Annotated in this window: 19 protein-coding genes; 2 read left to right on the forward strand and 17 right to left on the reverse strand. The window is 65.9% G+C overall.

Features of this window, described 5'->3' with window-relative positions:
* Positions 1–49: 49 nt before the first annotated feature.
* The 6 genes from JOF47_RS11415 to JOF47_RS11440 all read right to left on the reverse strand — a co-directional run bounded on the left by JOF47_RS11415 (position 50) and on the right by JOF47_RS11440 (position 5,820).
* Positions 50–514 carry a DUF3817 domain-containing protein gene (locus JOF47_RS11415; protein WP_209998155.1) on the reverse strand — a complete coding sequence of 155 codons (465 nt, stop codon included), beginning with the start codon at positions 512–514 and terminating at the stop codon, positions 50–52.
* Positions 511–1,434 (reverse strand): SURF1 family protein, encoded by a 924-nt coding sequence (locus JOF47_RS11420; protein WP_209998164.1) that lies wholly within the window; start codon positions 1,432–1,434, stop codon positions 511–513. Before JOF47_RS11420 ends, JOF47_RS11415 begins: the two co-directional genes overlap by 4 nt.
* Before the next feature lie 159 nt (positions 1,435–1,593).
* Positions 1,594–2,094, reverse strand: coding sequence for a PTS sugar transporter subunit IIA (locus JOF47_RS11425; RefSeq protein ID WP_209998166.1), 501 nt, complete (start codon positions 2,092–2,094; stop codon positions 1,594–1,596).
* A gap of 247 nt (positions 2,095–2,341) precedes the next feature.
* A complete protein-coding gene (locus JOF47_RS11430) occupies positions 2,342–3,484 on the reverse strand; it encodes a GuaB3 family IMP dehydrogenase-related protein (protein WP_209998168.1) in 1,143 nt (380 codons plus the stop codon).
* A 91-nt stretch (positions 3,485–3,575) separates the two neighbouring features.
* A complete protein-coding gene (locus JOF47_RS11435; protein WP_209998175.1) occupies positions 3,576–4,817 on the reverse strand; it encodes a BtrH N-terminal domain-containing protein in 1,242 nt (413 codons plus the stop codon).
* Positions 4,818–5,001: 184 nt separating this feature from the next.
* Positions 5,002–5,820, reverse strand: coding sequence for a class I SAM-dependent methyltransferase (locus tag JOF47_RS11440; protein WP_209998177.1), 819 nt, complete (start codon positions 5,818–5,820; stop codon positions 5,002–5,004).
* A 69-nt stretch (positions 5,821–5,889) separates the two neighbouring features.
* Here JOF47_RS11440 and JOF47_RS11445 point away from each other — a divergent pair, with 69 nt between their 5' ends.
* The gene (locus JOF47_RS11445; protein WP_209998185.1) at positions 5,890–6,096 is read left to right on the forward strand and encodes a hypothetical protein; all 207 of its coding nucleotides are present in this window, start codon (positions 5,890–5,892) and stop codon (positions 6,094–6,096) included.
* 73 nt (positions 6,097–6,169) lie between these two features.
* Positions 6,170–6,646: a VanZ family protein gene (locus JOF47_RS11450; RefSeq protein ID WP_209998187.1), complete on the forward strand. Its 477-nt coding sequence runs from the start codon at positions 6,170–6,172 to the stop codon at positions 6,644–6,646.
* 95 nt (positions 6,647–6,741) lie between these two features.
* Here the strand turns inward: JOF47_RS11450 and guaB are convergent, their stop codons facing one another.
* From guaB to groL, 11 genes are all read right to left on the reverse strand, one after another.
* A complete protein-coding gene (gene guaB, locus JOF47_RS11455; RefSeq protein WP_209998188.1) occupies positions 6,742–8,247 on the reverse strand; it encodes an IMP dehydrogenase in 1,506 nt (501 codons plus the stop codon).
* Positions 8,248–8,412: 165 nt separating this feature from the next.
* Positions 8,413–9,297 (reverse strand): hypothetical protein, encoded by an 885-nt coding sequence (locus tag JOF47_RS11460; protein WP_209998190.1) that lies wholly within the window; start codon positions 9,295–9,297, stop codon positions 8,413–8,415.
* Entirely contained in the window at positions 9,267–9,632 is a 366-nt protein-coding gene (locus tag JOF47_RS11465; RefSeq protein WP_209998192.1) for a hypothetical protein, read from the reverse strand. Before JOF47_RS11465 ends, JOF47_RS11460 begins: the two co-directional genes overlap by 31 nt.
* A 74-nt stretch (positions 9,633–9,706) precedes the next feature.
* Positions 9,707–10,813, reverse strand: a complete 1,107-nt coding sequence (locus JOF47_RS11470) for a hypothetical protein (RefSeq protein WP_209998194.1) — start codon at positions 10,811–10,813, stop codon at positions 9,707–9,709.
* A 238-nt stretch (positions 10,814–11,051) separates the two neighbouring features.
* Entirely contained in the window at positions 11,052–11,207 is a 156-nt protein-coding gene (locus tag JOF47_RS11475) for a hypothetical protein (protein ID WP_209998204.1), read from the reverse strand.
* Between the two features lie 15 nt (positions 11,208–11,222).
* Complete coding sequence (locus tag JOF47_RS11480; protein ID WP_209998207.1) at positions 11,223–11,603, reverse strand: hypothetical protein; 381 nt, start codon at positions 11,601–11,603, stop codon at positions 11,223–11,225.
* A gap of 71 nt (positions 11,604–11,674) precedes the next feature.
* Positions 11,675–12,802, reverse strand: coding sequence for a hypothetical protein (locus JOF47_RS11485; protein ID WP_209998215.1), 1,128 nt, complete (start codon positions 12,800–12,802; stop codon positions 11,675–11,677).
* Positions 12,803–12,861: 59 nt separating this feature from the next.
* Positions 12,862–13,257 carry a hypothetical protein gene (locus tag JOF47_RS11490; protein ID WP_209998216.1) on the reverse strand — a complete coding sequence of 132 codons (396 nt, stop codon included), beginning with the start codon at positions 13,255–13,257 and terminating at the stop codon, positions 12,862–12,864.
* 354 nt (positions 13,258–13,611) lie between these two features.
* Positions 13,612–15,273, reverse strand: a complete 1,662-nt coding sequence (locus JOF47_RS11495) for a glycoside hydrolase family 10-like protein (protein ID WP_209998218.1) — start codon at positions 15,271–15,273, stop codon at positions 13,612–13,614.
* 127 nt (positions 15,274–15,400) lie between these two features.
* The gene (locus JOF47_RS11500) at positions 15,401–17,470 is read right to left on the reverse strand and encodes an acyltransferase family protein (RefSeq protein WP_342592760.1); all 2,070 of its coding nucleotides are present in this window, start codon (positions 17,468–17,470) and stop codon (positions 15,401–15,403) included.
* Between the two features lie 248 nt (positions 17,471–17,718).
* Entirely contained in the window at positions 17,719–19,332 is a 1,614-nt protein-coding gene (gene groL, locus JOF47_RS11505; protein ID WP_209998230.1) for a chaperonin GroEL, read from the reverse strand.
* Between the last annotated feature and the right edge of the window lie 30 nt (positions 19,333–19,362).

Here is a 19,362-nt window from a genome sequence, read left to right on the forward strand (position 1 = left end):
GGCCGGGCGTGCGCCTCGCTTTGGGCGTGCGCCTTGGTTTGCGTGCCGGTCAGTAGCGCTTGGCAGCCTGCGGGTGCGAAGCCAGTTCGCGTTCGACCTCGCCGTGGACCTTCTTTTCCATGTAGAAGGACAGCAGCGGGACGACGCCACCCAGGGCGATCGTGATGAAACGGCTGAACGGCCAGCGCATGAGCGACCAGAGGCGGAAGTCGGCCAGCAGGTAGACGACGTACATCCAGCCGTGGATGATCAGGATCGCCAGCGAGATGTTGAGCCCGCCGGTGATGTCGGCTCGGTTGACCAGGCCGACGGCGTTGGTGCTGCCGTCGAGCAAGGTGCCGCCGACGAACAGCTCAAGCCCGGCGAAGTACTTGACGGCCATCTCCGCGCAGAGCAGCAGGAGCATCACACCGGTGGCGTAGGCCAGCACCTTGTAGAAGGTTGCGGCGCTGCGGATCTGGGCCGGGGTGCCGGCAAAGCGGCGCACTTTGGGGGTGGAGGATTGCTCAGTCACTTCTGGTCCTTGTTCTGGGAGATGTCGTTGCTTGGATCTGTGGGGCCGGGCTGCCCGGTGGGCGCGGCCGGTTGGGCGCCCTGGAAGGATTCCGCATGGGCCGCCTCGAGCAGCACCTCGTCGCGGTAGACGGCGGCCGGGTCGAGCCCGGCGGCGATGGCCGCGGCATCGGCGATGTCCTCCTGCTCGCGGCGGTAGTCGTCGGCCACCAGCCGGTACCAGAGGAAGACGGCGAAGCCGGCGAAGACCACCCACTCGATCCCGTAGAACACGTTCAGCCAGTTGATCTGGCGTTCCTGCGGCTGCGGGCCGACGGTGACCTGGTCCAGGCCGGAGGCCGCGGCGGAGTGGTCCGCGCCGTCGGCACCGGTGACGGGGCCGGCGACCAGGAAGCCGCTGTAGGACGGCACGTCCCACACGTTGATGAGCTCGGCGACCGAGAGCGAATCGAAGCTGGCCTTGCCCGGGTCCCGGGAAACCGGTGCCTCGGTGGGCAGCAGGCGGCCGGTCAACGTGAGTTCCCCGGACGGGGCCGGTGCGGGGGTGGTTTCGTCGGGCTGCCAGCCGCGGACGACGGGGATGGTGTTACCGTCCGGCGCGCCGTCGACCTTGAAGGCCGCGACGACCCAGTAGCCCAGCCGCCCGTCTTCCAGGCGGTTGTTCACCAGGATTTGCTTGCCGTCCAGGAAGCGGCCGGTCGCGGTGACCATCTGGTCGGCCTGGTTGGCCATCAGCACCTCGGTCGGCTTGAGGTGGGAGGTCAGCGGCACCGGCTTTTCCGTGGTGGTCACCGGAGGCGGCGCCTCGGTGGCCGAACGGTTGAACTGCCATTGGCTAAGCAGGACAAAGCCCGTGGCAACCAGGAGGGCGCCGACCAGGGACAGGATCCAGCGGGGTTTGAAGGCAGTTTTCAGCACCATACAACCGTACTTCGGTTGGGCGTTCCAGAGCGAATGGAACTAAACCGCCGGCCCGTTCGTTCGCGACGGGATGCGCCACACCGGCACCTGTCCCCGGGTCTTCCCGGAGGGCCCGGCCGGGCGGTTCGCCGGCGTGTTGGCGGGGTGCTGGTCGCAGAATCAGACCGTGGAGAAGTCGATCGTGGAGTTGACCAGTTCGGCAATGACCTCGGCGTCGTTGGCCCGGCGCAGCGAGGTGCGGAAGGAGTCCTTGGACAGCGAGCGGGCCAGCGCCGCGAGCATGTTCAGGTGTGCCGAGTAGCTCGATGCGGGGGTCGCAAGCAGCAGCACCACGTGGGCCGCGCCGTCCAGCGCGCCGAAGTCGATTCCCTTGCCGAAGGCCACCACGCCCACGGCGATGCTGGTGTCTGCGGCGTGGGCGGTGCGTGCGTGGGCGATGCCAATGCCGCCGGGCAGGCCCGTGGCCAGCTGGTGTTCGCGCCGATCGACCTCCGCCAGGAAGCCGTCGAGGTCCCCGATACGCCCGGCCTCGAACAGCCTGGTACCGAGGGCCGCCACGGCGGCCTCGCGGCCTGGCGCGTCCATTTCCAGGACCACCAGGTCCGCGGTGGTGACGGGCTGCGCCTCGGGCGCCGGGTGCTGCGGTTGCGGTGTTGGCATGGGTATCGATTCAGGGGGAAGCGGGCTGGACGCGGGTGCGGCAGGCAGGGCCTTGCGAGTGCCGGCCCTCACATGTGTCGAAGCGTACACGAGGGAGGGGCGGCGAGACACCGGTTTTCGCCGCTGGGGCCGCTTGGGTGTCGTCGAAGTGCCGTTGTGCGGGTAAGGAAAAGGCGACCGGTTTCACGTGCCCGCGGTGCGGGAAACGGAAACACGGTCGCCTTCGACGATGTTGCTTGGTGCGGTGCTAGTCGGCTTCGTAGGGTGAAACGACGACGTCGACGCGCTGGAATTCCTTCAGGTCCGAATAGCCGGTGGTGGCCATCGAGCGGCGCAGCGCGCCGACCAGGTTGGAGGTTCCGTTGGTGTGGTGCGACGGGCCGAAGAGCAGCTGCTCCAGCGGTGCCACGGTGCCGACCTTGACCCGGTCGCCACGGGGGTTGTTCTCGTGGGCGGCCTCCATGCCCCAGTGCCAGCCGGCGCCCGGTGCTTCCTCGGCGCGGGCCAGGGCGGTGCCCAGCATCACGGCGTCGGCGCCCATGGCGATGGCCTTGACGATGTCGCCGCTGGTGCCCAGGCCGCCGTCGGCGATCACGTGCACGTAGCGTCCGCCGGACTCGTCCAGGTAGTCGCGGCGTGCCGCTGCGACGTTGGAGATGGCGGTGGCCATCGGCGCGTGGATGCCCAGCGCGCGGCGGGTGGTGCCGGAGGCTCCGCCGCCGAAGCCGACAAGCACGCCCGCGGCGCCGGTGCGCATCAAGTGCAGGGCCGGGGTGTAGCCGGCCGCGCCGCCCACGATGACCGGGACGTCGAGTTCGTAGATGAACTGCTTGAGGTTCAGCGGCTCGTGGTTCTTGGACACGTGCTCGGCCGAGACCGTAGTGCCGCGGATGACAAATACGTCGACGCCGGCGGCAACAACCGTCCTGTAGTGTTCCTGGGTGCGCTGCGGGGTCAGCGAGCCGGCAACCGTCACACCGGATTCGCGGATTTCCGCGAGGCGGGCGGTGATCAGCTCGGGCTGGATCGGTGCCGAGTACATTTCCTGCAGGCGCTTGGTGATCGCCGGGTCGAAGTCGCCGTTGGCGGACTTCAGTGCGGCGATTTCCTCGAGCACCTTGGTCGGGTCCTCGTAGCGGGTCCAGAGGCCCTCGAGGTTCAGCACGCCGAGGCCGCCGAGCTTGCCCAGGGCGATCGCGGTGGCCGGGGACATGACCGAGTCCATGGGTGCACCGATGATGGGGGTGTCGAACGCGTAGGCGTCGATCTGCCACTTCACCGATACATCGTGCGGGTCACGGGTGCGACGGTTGGGAACAATCGCCACATCGTCAAGGGAGTAAGCCTGGGCTGCGCGCTTGGAGCGGCCGATTTCAATCTCATAAGTCACCGAACCAGCCTACCAGTCCGGGTGGGCGGCGGGGGTGCCGGTGTCCTCGTCATGACCCGGCTCCCCCGCCGCAGACCACATCAACAGCCCGTTATGCCAGCTCCGCCAGGGTCTGCGCCAGCGCGGTGGCGGCCAGCTCCTCGGCCTGGGCAATGACCTCCAGCTGGTCGGCCAGCGTGGCGAAGTGGGCCGAGCGGTCTTCCGCTGCGATGTCCGGGTCGATCAGGTCGGTGAAGACGATCCAGTCTTGGGCCAGGTGCGCATAGTCGGGCGCGTGGGCGGCAAGCGCCTCGAGGCCCGGCAGCGTGGATGCCTCGGTGAGGAAGTCCGCGTACTGGCCGCGCAAGCCGCCCACGCCGCCGAAGCGGGTGTCGGTGAGGAAGCCGAGAACCTGGTTCAGGCCGGATTCGAGGCGCTCGGGGTCCTCGAAGATCCGCGTCCAGCCTTTCTTGGTGTCGGTGTCGCGTAGGCGGTCGGCCCAGTTGTTCATGCCGGCGACGCCGAAGTTCTTGGAGAAGTGCGCGGGGATTCCCTCCAACTCGCGGTTACCCAGCAGGCGCCCGGTGGTCTGTGCGATGGCCTCTCGCACGTTGGCGGCGAGCAGTTCGGCGGACGGGCCGGCGCTGGTGGGGATCCAGGCCTGCCAGTGCTTGTCCTTCTTGCGCTTGGCGCGGGCGAGGGCCAGGTCCTCCGGCGAAATCGGGGTCAACGAGCCGGAGCCGTCATCGATCAGCAGGTCGTCGCCGTGTTCGCCGACAACCACCAGATCAATGGAATCGGATTCCTCGACCGCGTCGCCGTCGATCCAGGGCAGCGCCGCGACGGAGGCGCGCACCACCACCGCGCGTCCGGCGTCCAACCCGGCATCCAGGTAGTCGGCGGCCAGGCGGGCGCTGCCCGTGGTGCGTTCGTTGGCCTTGACTCCGCAGCGGGCCAACAGGTTTGCGGTGTACGGCTCCGGGTGGGCCCGGGTGACGACCGTTGCGGTGGTGACCGTCTCGTATTGGAAGGTGAATGCCATGAAGCCGATGCCGCCAGCCAGGCCAGCCAGCAGCGCCTCGGAGAGCGGCTCCTTGGTCAGCGGGTGGGTGACCCCCGCCTGGGTCAGCACGCGGTGCCAGAGGGCCGCGTCGTACTGGGTGACGTTTTCCGGGGCCGGGTACTCGGGAAGTTCGGCTTCCTCGGCCGCGGCGGCCGCCTCTGCGGCCTCGAGCGCGTTGGCCGGGCGTCCTGGCTTGGCGGAGAGGATGTGCTTGCGGGCGGTGGTGTAGCTTTCACCGGTGCGCTCCATGCGGTCGCGGGTGAGCTTCTTCAAGTTTTTAGGCTGAGCCATGGTGTTGTCCTTCTTGCGTGCGCGGGGGCGCGGGTTTCTCCCGCACGCCAGGGGGCAGCGCCACTGCAACATTCTACGTGGGCACCCCAAATCATGCTTGTCCCCCCGCTATTCGCCGGCTGCCCGCCGCTCACGACGGTTCGCCGGGCAGCCGTTCGAGGGACGGCCATTCAGGGAAGAGTGTCTAGACCGGCCGCACGGCGATGAGCAGCCGGGGCGCGATGGCCCCCGACTTCATGGCCTTCACCGCATTGCCGATCCGGTCCTCGGGATCGCCGGCCAGCAGGATCGGGGCCCCCAGCGGCCTCGGGTTCTCGCGTTGGGCGCTGCCCTGCTCGGCCATGAGCTTCAGCGCGGTTGCGCTGCGGTCGTTGTCCTCGGTGACGATGAACCCGGCCGTGCGCAGGTGGTTTCGGTAGGCCTCGTCGGATTCCACGTAGGAACTTTGCGCATCGTCGGCCCAGGGCATCGGGTAGTCGAGCGTGTTGGTTCCCATGAGGTCGTAGATCCCGAACACTCCCCCGGGGCGCAGCAGGCGGTGCACCTCCGCGAACACCGCGGCCTTGTCGGCGAGGTTCATGCCGACGTGGATCATGGTCGCCGCGTCAAAGCTGCCGTCGGGAATCCCCGTGTCTTGCGCGGATGCCTGGACCATGGTGATCGAGCCGGCCATGCCGCATGCCGCGTCCAGCTCCCGGGCCAGGACGACAAATTCGTTGGTGACATCGACCCCCGTAACCACGGCTCCGAGCGTCGCGAAGGCCCTGGCGGGGCCGCCGATTCCGCTGCCCACATCCAGCACCCTTTTGCCAAGCCCGATGCCCACCGCCTTGGCCACATCCATGGTGGCGGCCCGACCTCCGCTGTGGAAGTGGTCGGATTCCTCCAAGTCGGCCGGCTGCAACACCGCCGGTTCCTTCCCCGCATCCCGCAGCGCCGCGTGGAGACGGTCGCGCAGGTCCCCGGTGGTGTATCGACTGATGGCTTGCTCGGTATCGCTCATCGCCAACTCCTTGGACAGATGGGCCCGAGTCCCGCGAGTCACGGCGTCGTCAACCCATCATTTGACCCCATGATAGGCCTTGGCCTGCTTGCAGTCACCGGTGGTTCGGCACTCTATCCGCCGGAGGACTTCGCCCCCGGGCTTCCGAGCCTGTCGGGTTGCCCCGGGATGAACGGCCAGGGTCGTGGCGGCGGGTTCTCCGTGCCGCATGGCCTCACCGATGCCTCGCAGCCACCGCCGCAGCACCCCCTGTGGCCCGCAGGTTTGCTGTCGTAGACTGGAAATTCCTGTTTCGCGGAGGACTTCGCGGCCGCCGCAGATCCAATGATCCCTACGATGGCAGGGCACCATGACCAAGCTGAACCACCGCGTTTTGTTGCTTCTGGCGTTCGCGTACCTGCTGACACTGGCCTGTATTGCATTTTGGCCGACAGAGGTGGACCGCCCGATCAACGGGACGTTGAGACACGCCATCAGGTGGTTGCACGCACACGGCATGCCCTCGTTCATCAGGTACAAGACTCTCGAGTTCACGGCCAACATCGCGCTTTTCGCCCCGTTGGGCTACGTCTTCGCCGCCGTGTGGGCCAGAAAATGGTGGCACCCCGTACTCATTGGATTTGCCGTGTCCTGCGTCATTGAAGTTGGCCAGGCGCTGTTGCTGCCAAACAGGCACGCCTCTTCCCTGGACATCGTGGCCAACACCCTGGGCGCAGCCGTTGGCGCGGGAATCTTCGTGGTGGCCCGTCGCCTGACAACACTCCAGCCGACCGCCATCCCGCTCAGCGGGCGTCCCCGGGACGGGGAGCAGGACGACGGGTCCTAAAGGACGCCTTACACGCGGCCGGGCCCCACAATCGACCAAAGGCCCCGCTTCCCCCTTGCCGGGAGGAAACGGAGCCTTTGGTTGACGACGGAGTCTTAGCGCGAACGGTAGTTCGGGGCCTCGACGGTCATCATGATGTCGTGCGGGTGCGATTCCTTCAGGCCTGCGGCCGTGATGCGAACGAACTTGCCGCGGTTCTTCAGCTCTTCGATGTTGTGGCCGCCAACGTAGAACATGGTCTGACGCAGGCCGCCGACCAGCTGGTGTGCCACTGCGGACAGCGGGCCGCGGTACGGGACCTGGCCTTCGATGCCCTCGGGGATGAGCTTCTCGTTGGACGGCACGTCCGACTGGAAGTACCGGTCCTTGGAGTAGGAGGTGTTCTTGCCGCGGGTTTCCATGGCGCCGAGCGAACCCATGCCGCGGTAGGCCTTGAACTGCTTGCCGTTCATGAAGACCAGGTCGCCCGGGGATTCGGCGGTGCCGGCAAGCAGCGAGCCGAGCATCACTGAGTTGGCGCCCGCAACCAGGGCCTTTCCGATGTCGCCCGAGTGCTGCAGGCCGCCGTCGGCGATGACCGGGACGCCTGCCGGGATGGCGGCCTTGGCTGCCTCGTAGATCGCGGTGACCTGCGGTACGCCAACGCCCGCAACGATGCGGGTGGTGCAGATGGAGCCCGGGCCCACGCCGACCTTGATGGCGTCGGCGCCTGCGTCGATCAGTGCCTGTGCACCCTCGCGGGTTGCGGCCTGGCCGCCGATGACGTCCACGTGTGCGGCCGCCGGGTCCTTCTTCAGGCGGGCGATCATGTCCAGCACGCCCTGGGAGTGGCCGTTGGCGGTATCGACAACCAGCACGTCGACGCCGGCGTCGATCAGGGACATGGCGCGGTCGTAGCCTTCACCGAAGAATCCGACAGCCGCGCCAACGCGCAGGCGGCCGTCTTCGTCCTTGGTGGCCAGCGGGTACTGCTCGGCCTTGTCGAAGTCCTTGACGGTGATCAGGCCCTGCAGCACGTCGTTGTCATCGACCAGCGGAAGCTTCTCGATGCGGTGCTTGCCCAGCAGCGCGATGACTTCCTCGCGGCTGACGCCCACCTTGGCGGTGATCAACGGCATTGCGGTCATGACTTCGTAGACCTTGCTGGTCATGTAGTTTTCGCGCGGCACGAAGCGGGTGTCGCGGTTGGTGATGATGCCCAGCAGCTTGCGGTTCTCATCGACAACCGGCAGGCCGGAAACGCGGTAGTGGGCACACAGGTCGTCCCACTCGGCGAGGGTTGCGCCGGGGTTCACGGTGACCGGGTCGGTGATCATGCCCGACTCGCTGCGCTTGACCTGGTCCACGTGCTTGACCTGGTCCTCGATGGACAGGTTGCGGTGGATGATGCCGATGCCGCCCTGGCGGGCCAGCGCGATGGCCATCGGGGCCTCGGTGACGGTGTCCATTGCCGCGGAAATCAACGGAATGTTGATGTTGATTCGCTTGGTCAGGCGCGTGGTTGTATCCGCCTCGGAAGGAATCACATCCGTCGGGCCAGGAAGCAGCAAGACATCGTCGTAGGTGAGGCCTTCAAAGGCAAAGGGGTTGAACTCAGTCACGGTGGACCTTTCACGCCGGTGCGGGGATTGATTACATCCTAGAACGGTTCCGGGGTTGGCGACATTCCCTAGGCGTAGGTGTGGCGAACACAACGTTTTCGGGCGGCAAACCCGGCGTGTCCGAAACTGGTTTGTGACGTGCTCTTCCGGAATAACCGGGCTCAGTCAGTGGCGGCCCTTGGGCCGTCCCCGGCGCAGGAAAACTTCGAATGCCTCGCCCGCTGCGGCAAGCTCCCGGGGAATGAACATCCACCCGAGGAACCCGACGATTGCGGTCCAGAGAATGATCATTGGACCGTTGTCCATCAGGAGCCCCCACAGGCCTCGGGAGTCTGCCAACTCTGACGGGATCAGCCGCTCGGGGATTTGCGGGTCTTCGACCACGGGGATTGTCTCCCCGATGTGGCGGAAGTCTTCCCAGCGCAAGCCGTGGGCGAGCCTGACTGCTTGCGTGCCGAAGCGAACCGCCGGGTTCGTGCCCTTCCCGCCGTGCTCGAGCAGCGTGGTGTTCACGACGGGTTGGGTGCTGACCAGCGACCTGTCATACGCCAGCTCCGCATTCACGTCGGCCCCACATATGATGACCCAGCCAGTCACGGCGATGACCAGCGCGCCGAGGATCGTTCCGTGGAGGCGGATGTCCATGTCGACCAGGTTGGTCAGGCTCTTGACCATAGCTTCTTTGTTGGACTCCCAGGATTCCCCGAAGCGATCCAGCGCAGCGGACGCGGTGTTCCTCGGGCGGGCTTCCGGCGTGCCGGCTGCACGGTTGGCGGCCTCTTGGTCCAGCGGGGACCCTGGCCCGTCGGGATGCAGGAGCGCACGGTAGCCGATCCATACAACCAGAAGCGAAATCGCCGCACCGGTCATGAGGCCGAACCAGACCCCTTCCGAGGTCGCCTCGCGCCAGTCCTGTCCGGGTGAGACCACCAGGTAGCGTGCGGCGTCGGCCGGGTCCCGGACCACTGAGACCTTCGTCCCGGCGGGGAACGACGTGGTGTTGCACGAGGTTTCGGCGCTCACGTGCTGCCCGTGCAAGTCGATCTCCATCCGGCAACCCGAGTAGTCGTCCCGATGAGGACGCCTTCGTCGGCGACTTGCGTCGTCACGATGGCGAAATCCCGGTTGTTGCCTTCTGCCACGGCGATCACGATCAGGCCGCTGAAGCCGAGGGTGAGGATTCCCAACGCCCAGCAGATCAGCCAGCGCCGCGAACGCCTGATCCCCCGCACCTTGTCGGCGGTGTCTGAGAAGAAATCCCCGATCGGTTCGAACAGGTGCTGGTGCCACCACGCCAGAAACGGCAGGAGTCCATTTCCGAAGGCTCCCGGCTCATGGCCGTAGGGGCCCTGTTCGCCTCCGCCGTGTCTACCAAATGCCTGCATCCTTGGTCGTTTCCCGAGTCCGGCACTTCGGTTGACGCCGGCTAACCAGAATATGGCCATTCGCCCAAGCCCTGTTAAGTCGAGGGTTTGGGCCGTTTGCGATTAACGCGCTCGACGATCAAATTGCCGACCGCCTCCAACTCGTGCGGAATGAGCAAGACCACGACTCCACCCACCGCCACAATCAAGGCGATCACCATGAGTGCGTTTTCGGTCACCCAGTAGAATGGCCCTCGGCCAGCTGCAATCTCGGTGGGTATTACTCGGGCCGCATCAACCGGATCCGCGACCACGGGAATTGCTTCTCCAAGTTCATGCGCCTCGAGATCGCGCAAAGGATAGGCAAGGGAAGTTCCTGCCAGCTCATAGCGCACGCTCGGGTTCGAGCTGTCGGTGCCGTAGTCCAGGAGGGCCGCGTAAACAATGGTTCCGTTGTTGACAACGGCTATGTCGCGCCGAGGTTGCTCTTCCGCGCTTTGATGCAGGGCCAAGAGTCCCATGGACGCCAAAATGAGACAAGCACTCGCGAGCGTTCCACGAACGCGGACATCGGTGACGATGAACTTGGTCCACTGCGCCACCACCGATGCCTTCTTCGCTTCCCACCATTTCTCGGGCCGATCGATCGGCGAGCGCTTCGCGTCACTTCGTGGTCGACCCGGTCCACCGTCGGCCAGCAAAGTTGGCCGACGGGCTTGACATGTTCGAGGCCGATCCACCAGCAATAGCACCCAGTACCCGTCGAAAAACACGATAAGTCCCAGGATCGTGCCAATGCCGAATCCAAACCACGAATCGAAAGCCGAAGGTTCCCTCCACGCCTGGCCCGGTTCCACCACCAGGAATCGCTCAGGGTGTATTGGGTCTTGGACCACAGATACCCGTGTTCCGGCCGGGAAGGATGTGCCGGTGTTGCAAGACGTCTCTGCCTCCATGGTCTTTCCACGGGATTCCACGGTCATGCTGCAAGCTGCATAGTCCTCCTCCAACAAAGTCCCCTGCTCCGCGCTTTGGGTCTTGGTGATGATGAAGTCGCGCTCGTAGCCACGGTTCATGACATTGGAAGCTACGACGGGGATCAGGAACGTAAGGATTGCCAGTGTCCAACAGATCAGCCAGCGCCTGGAACGCCGGATGCGCCACAGCCGAGCCTGGATGCTTTTCAAAAGGTTCGTGGCCACCAGCCCCAGCGCAAAGCCCCAATACAGCACAGCAACGCATCGCGCGACAAACCTACTCCACCAGCCGGAGCCGGCTTCCTGCGATTCTCCCCCGTGTTGCCCCAACGGCTGTTCGTCCTTCCGCGCGTCATCCCCAGCTGATCAGTGCTTATTTGCCTGCTAGGCCAAGAATACGAGCAAGCATCACGGTATCGGGGTTGGCGGCACGGGTGAGTTGGGATCGAGAGCATCCCCGTGGCTACGGTTGGCGTCTTCTCCCCGTCCCGGGAGGCATCCGCAGCATCCTGCCGGCCCTGGCATCAACGAACTTTGCCATGCGCCCGATTTCATCGACGAGCAGCAGATACACCGGTCCCGCCGCCAGCAGGATCGGCGCGCCGAATCCGATCAGCACGACGGCCAGGCGTCCTCAGGCCGAATTCCAGGGTCCGGCCTCGAAGTCCACGGGCACAAGAATTCGGTGATCGGCCGGATCGCGAACGACTTTGATCTGATCGCCCTGCGCGGGCAGCGGGTCGCCCTCCAGCTGGATGGCGAGCTCCTCGCGCTGCCCCCTGATTTCGACCCATTGCTCACGCCCCGAGCGTGGCCACCAGTCACCTTGATACCAAGTCGCGGAGAAATGGGGCTCGGAGGCCACGAGTTCCCGATAGTGCTGGCGGTTCTGGTTTCCGGAAACCGTGATCGCATTTCCTGCAAACACCGCCGCAGCAATGGTCAGGCAAGCCACCGTCCAGCGGATCGCCCGCGGCAGCTCCATGATCCAAAAGAGGCAGCCTTCCGCGAGCATCGCAACATGGTCCCGGAGTCGCGGTGCCATGTACCCTTCCGGCTGGTGGGCTCCTTTCCTGCGCCGCCGCATCATGTGCGGTGCCCGTCCGCGGTCTCGGGTTCGAACGCGCTGAGCGGGCGCCGCGAGGCAAGGACCCTGAAGGCCACGCCCATGACCATCGCGCCGGGAACCAGGGCAAAGAGTGCCGTCGCCGCCTGGCCGCCGGGCTTGTTCCACCAGTCGTCCATGAAATTCACCGGCGTGACAATGTCGGGATCCTGGGGATCGCGGATGACAAGCACCGTGTCCCCTAGCTGCAGCGACCTGGAGTTCGGCAAGCGCCTACTCAACTCCACCCGTTGGTCTCCCAGTTGCACACGATCGGGGTATCCGCCTTTTCCGTCGACTCCGTGTTCAATCAGGGTTGCCTCGAGCCGTGGTTCCGTCTTGAGCAGCCGTTGGTCCCGCTGGAGGTCGTTGTTGTCCGTCGAGGCGATCAAGAAGGCCAGCCCGACGGACAGGGCCGCACACCCCAGCAGCAGTCCGTAGCGCACGCGTTGCGGGGCAAATTGCAGCCGGAGAATGCCGCGCTCGTAGGCACCCGGCGGCGGCTTGACGCCCATGGCCCTGAGCCGGACGGCATCGCGGTCGTGCTTGAGCAGCAGCTGGTAGGCGACAAACCAGGCAAAGACCCCCATCAGCGTGCCGCAGATGGCAAGGGGCGTCCAGAAGTACTCGGCGTTGCCCTGCCAGTCCTGGTCAGGACCGACCACGATGAGTTCCGGCCACGAGCGGGGGTCGCTGACGACCCGAACCGTCTGTCCGGGCTCATAGATCGTGTTTGAGCAATCGGTCCGCGCTTCCTGCGCGGCCCCGTCGAGATCAAGCACCAGGGAGCAATCGTCCAGGTCCTGCTCGAGTACCGTTGCATCGCCAGGGCTGGAGGTGGCAACGAGGTTCGCGATCCGCTGTTCGTCAAGCTGCACGGCGCCCACGATGCCGGCGGTTCCGAGGGCCGCGACGAGTACAAGCACAGCGACAAGACGAATCCGCAAGGATCGCTTTGAGGCCTTGAGCCGATTCCACGGCGCGCACAGCCGGTCGCCGAGCCGTTCAAGCCGCCGGGCGGTGTTCCGGAGGAAGACGAACCACGCGGGGTCGGGAACCGCGTCCCAGCGGGTGGAGGCGGGGGCGGGCCGGCTGTGCTCATCGCCCACCTGCCGCACCTGCCGTTCGACTTGTCTGCCGGAAATACTTGGACGATTGCGCCCGCCGGTCATCGGGGTCCATGGCTGGCGCCTCGCTTTTCCTGCCACGCCGCGTAGCGCCTGTTCTCCCACGCCTCAATCTCGGGTCCCAGAAAAAACGCCGCGACCAGGAAGGAGAAGAACGCCGCTGCCACGCCGGCGAAGACTGCCGTAATAACCCAGTCGCTCGTGGTGTCGTCCCAAGCACCGGGCCCACCGACGGCAACAACATGGTTTTGGTCCGCGGGATCCACGACGACCGCGATTTTGTTTCCCACCGAAAGGTCTCGGGCATTGAACATCCCGTGCTCAAGGCGAACTGGTGTCCCGTCAATGTCGACGTCGACCCACGGACCGCTCTTGGGAGCGAACCAGTCGGAACTGCGCTTGACCACCTGCACTTCGCGCGCCGGGATCGTCCGCACGAGCAGGGTTTCCGCGGCCGTGTGGGTGGCAGAGTCACCGGCGGCTCACCAGACCGGTACCGCGGTAAGCACAACAAAGGCAGCAACAATCCCCCGGCGAGCGCCGCGGGACCAGAAATGTACCGCCAGAGCAATGCGGCCACCCAGTGTCCGCCGGGTCCGCTTCCTGCGGGAGGCCTTCCGCCTGCGCAGCCTTTCGGCGGTGCGCCGGACCTCGCGCAGGTCCGCGCTTTCCTTACGCTGCGCGCGGGTTATCGTCGACTTGGCCAAGAACTGGCCCTTCTGGAATCCGGGGGCGGGGGTTGCCGGGGATTACGGCGGATGCCCCCTAGCAGGTTACCGAAGGTTGGGCGTTCAGGCCTTGACGAAGATGGCGCTGGCCTTGGCGGAATCCATTCCCGTCTGGCTGATGGCTTGGATCATGTACCAATAGCGCTTGCCGCGCACCACTCCGGTGTCCGTCCAGCTCTGGGCCGTTGCCGTGCGGGCAGCCACCTTGCGCAGGTTTTTGCCGGTTGCCTGGATGTTGGGCATTTTCGACCCCGTGGATTCCCACCTCCAGATGGCGATGAAGCGGATCCTCTCCCCGGAGGCCGAGGACTTCCAGCTGAGCTTCACGCCGGATGCGGTGCGGACCGCCGAGGTGATTGCCGGGGTTTTCGGGCGCGTCGACCGCAGGTTCGGCAACGGCAACGGCAATGCCGGGCGTGTGTAGTGGGCGGCGGCCAGCGCACCCATGGCGTTCAAGGGATTTGCGCGCACCGAGGTGGCGTTGTAGAAGGCTTGGCCGCGCACGGCCGGCACCGACCGGGTCTTGGTCAGGTGGTCGCGCAATTCGTTCTTGTCGTTCCAGGCCCCGCCGGCGCCGACCCTGTAGGTGGCTTCCCCGATCATGAGCTTCACCTTGGTCCCCGCAACCTGCTTGGCCCACCAATCCACCAGGACGTTATAGTCCGCGACGGTGAAGCCCTGGTTCCAGTAGAGCTGGGGCAGCATGTAGTCGACCCAGTTGTTTTTCACCCAGGCCCGCGAATCCGCATACAGCGAGGTATAGGCCTCTAGCCCCTTGGTTGCCGAGCCAAGGGTGCTGGACGAGCGGTTGCGCCAGATGCCAAAGGGGGAAATCCCGAAGACGACCCGGGGCTTGGCCGCATGGATGGCCTTGTGCACATCCCGGACGAACACGTTGACGTTGTTGCGCCGCCAGTCGGCCACCGAGGTATACGACCCCTTGTACTTCTTGTACGTTTCGCCATCCGGGATGTCCACCCCCGACACCGGGTAAGGATAGAAGTAGTCGTCGAAATGGATGCCGTCCACGTCGTAGCGCTTCACCAGGTCCTTGATGACCGAGATGATGTAGTTGCGGACGGCCGGGATCCCCGGGTTGTAGTAACGCTTGCCGCCGTGGGCAAAGGTCCACGACGGGTTCTTCCGCGCCGGATGCGTCGAAACCAATGAGTTAAGCGAGGTGCCCATGGACACCCTGTACGGGTTGATCCACGCGTGCAGGCTCAGTGCCCGCCGGTGCGCTTCAGCCACCGCATGGGCCAACGGGTCGTAGCCTGGGTCCTTGCCCTGGGTGCCGCTGAGGTACTTCGACCACGGCTCGCCCAGGGTCGAGACCCACATCCTGTCAGCGGACGGACGCACCTGCAACAGCACAGTGTTGAGCCTTCGCTTCACCGCCAGGTCCAGGAGCGCGCGCAGCTCCGCCTTCTGCGCGGCGACAGGAAGGCCGGGCTTGGAGGGCCAGTCGACGTTCAGGACGCTGGCCACCCACATCCCCCGGAACTCGGCGCGCGGGTACTTCTTGTTCAGTGCGGTGTCGCGCTTGCCGACCGTGTAGACCCGCCCCCGGACCGCGGCCGCGCTCGCCGGGGCGGCAACGCCGACCAGCGGCAGGCTGAGCGCCCCTCCGGCCAACGCAGCCGTGAGGAATCCCCGCCTTCCGCAGGACTGCGGGGGTCCCGGTTCCGGTCGGACGTGCGGCGTGTCTAGTTCGTCGAGGTACATGGCGCGTCTCCACTTCGGTTTCTGCCCGTCCCCGGCAAACCACGGGGCGTCTTTGGCCCAGCTTAGATACCGGGCCCGGCCCGCGGAAGCACCAACACGTTGCAAGCCGACTATGACCTCTGTGTTTCTAATCGTTCAGGTCCGTGGCCGCGAGGAAGCGCCGCTCGAACTCCATGGCGGCGCTGCGGGCGTACACGCCGGTGAGATGCGACTGGTCCATGTAGATCAAGACGTTGCCGATCACCGGGCGGCAGATGCCCGCGGGGCAGAGCAAATCCGTCAGGTCCATCGTCGAGAAATTTTTCCCCAGGGATCCCCCGGCGGCCAGCTCGTCCAGCGGTGAGGTTTCCGCCATCAACTCCGATTCGGGTGCCGAGCATTTCTCCGATTCCGCCCCGAAGCGGTCCACGCATTCGGGCGGGGAAAGGACAAACCGCGGCGTGTCGCGCAGTGCAACCACCGGTATGCCGGCGTCGAGGAAGGGACGGATGCCCGCCTCGTAGTCGGGCACCACGCGTTCCTGCTCGCCGGGGGCACGGCCTTCCCCGTCGGGGCCAAGTGCCGTGAACGTCCCGACGGTGATGACGGCGTCCGGCTTGTGTTCGAGCACGTAGTCGGAAGCGGCCTGGTTGAAGGCCCCGCATTCCTCGCCGCGGGTCTCCGAGGGGCCGCCGAACCGGCACGACGGCTTGGTCAGCAGGATCCAGCGCCACCCCTGTTTTTGCGCCATGACGTCGATGGCGCCGCTCCAGTGCTGGGCGTGCGAGTCCCCCACCACCATGATGGTCTTTGTGGCATCGGGGGCCCCGCCCTGCTGGCAGTACTGGATGACCTCGCCGTCCGGCACCCACTCCCCCGTGCAGTCGTCCCCGAAGTTCGACCATTGTTCATCGAGTTTGCTGGTCAGCGGGATCGTGACGGCCTGCGGATCGGGGGCCTGGTCGAATCCGGGCAGCAGGGCCTCGGCCCCCGGGTTGTCATAGGGCACCTGCGCCGCGGCGCGGCTTTCCTCGGCGCTGACCTGGTGTTGCCACCCGTTGAGCGGAACCAGCACCAGGGAAAGCAGCACGGCTATGCCCAGCCCGGCCCGCCGGCGCTTGGCCGAGAGCCACTGCCAGGAACGCAGGGGCGATTCGACGATGCGCGTGGTGGCCCAAGCCAGCAGCAGGGAGACGAGCATGAGCCCGAGCCCCGCCCCCAGGGAAATGTCCTGGCTGCCGGATTCGACCAGGAAGAAAACCATCACTGGCCAGTGCCACAGGTACAGCGCGTAGGAAATGTTTCCCAGCCAGCCAAGCGCCGGCAACGCCAGGAGGCGCTGCACGCCCCACGGGCTGGCGGGGGCCAAGATGACCGCGGCGGCGGCCAGCGTCGGCCACAGTGCAAGGTAGCCGGGGAATTGCTGTTCGACCTGCAACACCATGCCGCAGGCGAGGATCGCGGCCAGTCCGCCCCAGCCCAGCGGCACGCCCAGCCAGCGAGGAACCCTTTCCAGCAAGGGAAGTGCAATGGCGACGAGGGATCCCAGGGCGAATTCCCAGAGCCTGGCCCCGGTGTCGAAGTACGCCCATTCCTGGCGGCTGGCCGTCGTGCCGATCGAGTAGGCCAGCGAGCAGGCAAAGACCACGGCGAACAGTGCGCCCATCACCGCGCGGTAGCCAAGGGCGGGGAAGCGAAGCCCTATTTTCTTCCACAGCAGCAGGCCCCCGGCCAAGAGCAGGGGCCAGAGGATGAAGATTTGCCCCTGGATGGAAAGCGACCAAAAGTGTTGCAGCGGGCTTGCCGTGGCGTGGTCGGTCGCGTAGTAGTCAACGGAGTCCCGGGCCAGTTGCCAGTTCTGCTGGTAGAACAGGCTCGCGGTGATTTGCTCCATGATCGAGCTCCACCGCGCCTTGGGCAGCAGCGCCGCGCTGGCCGCTATGACGGCCAGCAGCACGACGACCGCCGCGGGAAGCAGCCGCCGGAAAACATTGAGCCAGTAGGTGACCAGGGCCAGGGGCCTGCCGGTCTCGACCTTCCTGATGAAGGAACCCGTGAGGAAGAAGGCGGAGAGCATCAGGAACACGTCCACGCCGCCGGAAACCCGGCCGAACCAGACATGGTAGACCATCACTAAAACGACAGCCAACGCACGAAGGCCCTGGAGTTCGGGCCTGAACCCGGAGGCGGTCTTGGCGGGGCTCGGCGCCGGCCGCACGGGCGTGGCCGACGCAGCGGTAGGTAAGGAAATCAGGGGGGTACATCCTGGGGAGTTGTTTACATCAGTCAGGTCCGGGACGGTGGACCGTGGCCTTCAACGATAGCAAACCGCGTTTTCCGGTGGCCGCGGGCGGCACTTCGCGGGTTCCGGCAGAACACGCAAAATGCCGCCGGCTTCCCGGGCCCCGCGGTTGGCGGGGCCGGGCGCCGGCGGCATTCATGCCGCTGACACGTATCGGATACGTGTTAGTGCTTGTGTCCTGCGTGTGAGTCGTCATCCTCGGCCGGCTTTTCGGCAACCAGGGTTTCGGTGGTCAGCACCAGGGCGGCGATCGATGCCGCGTTGCGCAGCGCCGAACGGGTGACCTTGACGGGGTCGATGACACCGGCGGAGATCAGGTTCTCGTACTCGCCGCTCAGGGCGTTGAAGCCCTCGTTGGTCGGCGACTCGGTGACCTTGGAGATCACCACGAAGCCGTCGAAGCCTGCGTTCTGGGCGATCCAGCGCAACGGCTGGACCAGTGCGCGGCGCACGATGCCAACGCCTGCGGCTGCGTCGCCGGTCAGGGCGAGCACATCGGCGTTGGTGTCCAGCACTGCAAGCGCGTCGACCAATGCGGTGCCGCCGCCTGCAACGATTCCCTCTTCGAGGGCCGCGCGCGTGGAGGACACTGCGTCTTCGATGCGGTGCTTGCGTTCCTTCAGCTCGACCTCGGTGGCTGCGCCGACCTTGATCACGCCGATGCCGCCGGCCAGCTTGGCCAGGCGCTCGGAGAGCTTTTCGCGATCCCACTCGGAATCGGTGCGGGTCAGTTCGGCCTTCAGCTGCGACACACGGTCGGCAACGTCCTCGGCGGTCCCGGCGCCATCAACGATGGTGGTCGAGTCCTTGGTGATGGTGATGCGGCGAGCCGAACCCAGCACCTCGAGGCCCACGGTGTCCAGGGACAGGCCCAGGTCCGGGGAGACAACCTGTGCGCCGGTGATGATAGCGATGTCCTGCAGCATGGCCTTGCGGCGGTCGCCGAAGCCCGGGGCCTTGACGGCCACGGCGTTCAGGGTGCCGCGGATCTTGTTCACGACGAGGGTGGAGAGGGCTTCGCCCTCGATGTCCTCGGCGATGATGAACAGCGGCTTGCCGGCGGCCAGCACCTTTTCCAGCAGCGGCAAGAATTCTGCCACGGTGGAGATCTTGCCGGAGTTGACCAGGATCAGCGCGTCCTCGAGGACGGCTTCCTGGCGCTCGGCGTCGGTGACGAACTGCGGGGACAGGTAGCCCTTGTCGAACTGCATGCCCTCGGTGACTACCAGCTCGGTGGCGGTGGTCGAGGACTCTTCGATCGTGATGACGCCGTCGGTGCCCACGGTGTCGAAGGCCTGGGCCAGCAACTCGCCGATTTCTTCGCTCTGCGCGGAGATGGCTGCAACGTTGGCAACCTGCTTGCCCTCGACCGGAACGGAGTTCTCGGCCAGGCGTGCGGCAACTGCCTCGACGGCAACTTCGATGCCGCGCTTCAGGCTCAGCGGGTCGGCTCCGGCCGCGACGTTGCGCAGGCCTTCCTTGACCAGTGCCTGTGCCAGCACGGTGGCGGTGGTGGTGCCGTCGCCGGCAACGTCGTTGGTCTTGGTTGCCACTTCCTTGGCCAGCTGCGCGCCAAGGTTTTCGTAGGCATCCTCAAGTTCGATCTCACGTGCGATGGTCACGCCATCGTTGGTGATGGTCGGTGCGCCCCAGGCCTTGGCCAGGACAACGTTGCGACCGCGGGGACCGAGGGTCACCTTGACGGTGTTTGCGAGCTTGTCGATGCCCGCTTCGAGGGCGCGTCGCGCCTCTTCGTTAAAAGCTAGCTGCTTTGCCATGCGTTACTCCTTTTGGGCTGCGTGAAGCCC

The sequence above is a fragment of the Paeniglutamicibacter kerguelensis genome (genome assembly GCF_017876535.1).
In the GTDB taxonomy this organism is placed as follows: Bacteria; Actinomycetota; Actinomycetes; order Actinomycetales; family Micrococcaceae; genus Paeniglutamicibacter; species Paeniglutamicibacter kerguelensis.

Excerpts from the sequence above, each read along its gene's own strand:
- JOF47_RS11420 (WP_209998164.1), bottom strand. The coding sequence starts at position 1,434 with ATGGTGCTGAAAACTGCCTTCAAACCCCGCTGGATCCTGTCCCTGGTC.
- JOF47_RS11425 (WP_209998166.1), bottom strand. The coding sequence starts at position 2,094 with ATGCCAACACCGCAACCGCAGCACCCGGCGCCCGAGGCGCAGCCCGTC.
- JOF47_RS11435 (WP_209998175.1), bottom strand. The coding sequence starts at position 4,817 with ATGGCTCAGCCTAAAAACTTGAAGAAGCTCACCCGCGACCGCATGGAG.
- JOF47_RS11440 (WP_209998177.1), bottom strand. The coding sequence starts at position 5,820 with ATGAGCGATACCGAGCAAGCCATCAGTCGATACACCACCGGGGACCTG.
- JOF47_RS11445 (WP_209998185.1), top strand. The coding sequence starts at position 5,890 with ATGATAGGCCTTGGCCTGCTTGCAGTCACCGGTGGTTCGGCACTCTAT.
- JOF47_RS11450 (WP_209998187.1), top strand. The coding sequence starts at position 6,170 with ATGACCAAGCTGAACCACCGCGTTTTGTTGCTTCTGGCGTTCGCGTAC.
- JOF47_RS11460 (WP_209998190.1), bottom strand. The coding sequence starts at position 9,297 with ATGGAGATCGACTTGCACGGGCAGCACGTGAGCGCCGAAACCTCGTGC.
- JOF47_RS11465 (WP_209998192.1), bottom strand. The coding sequence starts at position 9,632 with ATGCAGGCATTTGGTAGACACGGCGGAGGCGAACAGGGCCCCTACGGC.
- JOF47_RS11480 (WP_209998207.1), bottom strand. The coding sequence starts at position 11,603 with ATGCTCGCGGAAGGCTGCCTCTTTTGGATCATGGAGCTGCCGCGGGCG.
- JOF47_RS11495 (WP_209998218.1), bottom strand. The coding sequence starts at position 15,273 with ATGTACCTCGACGAACTAGACACGCCGCACGTCCGACCGGAACCGGGA.
- groL (WP_209998230.1), bottom strand. The coding sequence starts at position 19,332 with ATGGCAAAGCAGCTAGCTTTTAACGAAGAGGCGCGACGCGCCCTCGAA.